The 1,663-nt window shown below is 66.9% G+C and carries 2 protein-coding genes; both read right to left on the bottom strand.

Going from position 1 to position 1,663, the window contains the following annotated elements; genetic code table 11:
• Positions 1-369: ATP-binding cassette domain-containing protein (locus SE91_RS06260; RefSeq protein ID WP_156489959.1), on the bottom strand; the 369-nt coding region annotated here is incomplete at its 3' end.
• On the bottom strand, positions 366-1,663 hold a 1,298-nt coding region (gene glpD, locus SE91_RS06255), incomplete at its 5' end, for a glycerol-3-phosphate dehydrogenase (RefSeq protein WP_245318377.1). The genes SE91_RS06260 and glpD, both read right to left, overlap by 4 nt.

Genomic DNA, 1,663 nt, shown 5'->3' with positions numbered 1-1,663 from the left:
CTCGAGCCGCAGCAGCTTTGCGGCCTCGGCGACGCGCGCCTCGATCTCATCGCGCGGCTTGCCCTGAACGCGCAGGGGCGAAGCGATGTTCTCGTAGACCGTGAGCGAGGGATAGTTGATGAACTGCTGATAGACCATGGCAACCGAACGCTGGCGCACGTCGGCGCCGGTAACGTCCTTGCCGTTGACCACCACTTTGCCGGTGGTCGGCTTGTCGAGGCCGGCCAGCAGCCGCATGATCGAGGTCTTGCCCGACAGCGTCGGGCCGAGCAGCACGTTGAGGGTTCCGCTCTCCAGCGTCAGCGAGACGTCGCGGATGTGCGGGACGCCCTCGACAGTCCGGGTCACGTGATCGAGCGTCACGGTCATGAGCGTCCTCCTGCTTCCAGCAGGGGAGTTTGCTGCACGGCATGGGTCCTGATCCAGTCGTCAAGCGCTGCGATCTCGTCGGCAGATAGTCGCAGGCCGAGCTTGGACCGGCGCCAGACCACATCCTCGGCGGTGACGGCCCATTCGTTGGCCATGAGGTAGCGAACCTCGCGCTCGGTCAGCGTCGCCCCAAAGGACTGGCCGAGATCGGCCGCCGATTTGGCATCGCCCAGCAGCTTGATCGCCCGTGTCCCATAGGCACGGGCGAGGCGTCGCGCATGCTCGTGGCTGAGGAAGGCATAGCCGCGCTGGAACTCGGCGATCAGCCCGTCGATGTCGGAGACGTTCATGTCACCACCGGGCAGCGGCCATTTGCCGGTCCAGCCCTCGCGCGCCTTTGCGCTGCGCAGATACGGCGCGAGCCGCTCCAGCGCCTCTTCGGCAAGGCGGCGATAGGTCGTGATCTTGCCGCCATAGATCGACAGCAGCGGCGCGCCGCCGGGCGTGTCGAGCTCGAACACATAGTCGCGGGTCGCGGCCTTGGCCTCGCTGGCGCCGTCGTCATAGAGCGGACGCACGCCGGAATAGGTCCAGACCACGTCGTCCGGCGTCACCGGCTTGGCCAGATATTCGCTCGCCGCGGCGCAGAGATATTGGATCTCCTCGGGAGTCGCCTTCACCTTGGCGGGGTCGCCGTCATAGTCGCGGTCGGTGGTACCGATCAGGGTGAAGTCGTCCTGGTATGGGATGACGAAGATGATGCGGCCGTCGGCGTTCTGGAACATGTAGGCGCGGTCGTGGTCGTAGAGCTTCCTGACCACGATGTGCGAGCCCTGGACCAGGCGCACCTTGGCCTTTGCATTGACGCCGGCACCGCGGCCGAGCACGTCCTCGACCCAGGGGCCGCCGGCGTTGATGAGCGCGCGCGCCTGGATCTGCGAGCGCTCGCCGGTCAGCGTGTTGACCATGCCGACCGTCCAGACGCCGTTGGACTGGCGGATCTCGGTGGCGCGGGTGCGGGTGCGGATCTCGGCGCCCTTGTCGGCGGCATCGCGCGCGTTGAGCACGACGAGGCGGGCGTCGTCGACGAAACAGTCGGAATATTCGAACGCGCGGCTGTAGCGATTCGGAATCAGCGGCTTGCCGACCTCATCGCGCTTGAGATCGACCGAGCGCGTGGCGGGCAGCAGATGGCGGCCGCCGATGTGGTCATAGAGGAAGAGGCCGAGGCGCAGCAGCCAGGCGGGGCGCAGGCCGGCGTGATGCGGCAAGACGAAACGCAGGGGACGGATGA

The sequence above is a fragment of the Bradyrhizobium sp. DOA1 genome (genome assembly GCF_001593325.1).
Taxonomy (GTDB): Bacteria; Pseudomonadota; Alphaproteobacteria; order Rhizobiales; family Xanthobacteraceae; genus Bradyrhizobium.
Note: the sequence above shows the minus strand (reverse complement) of the source record. Positions and strands in the feature narration are given on the sequence as shown.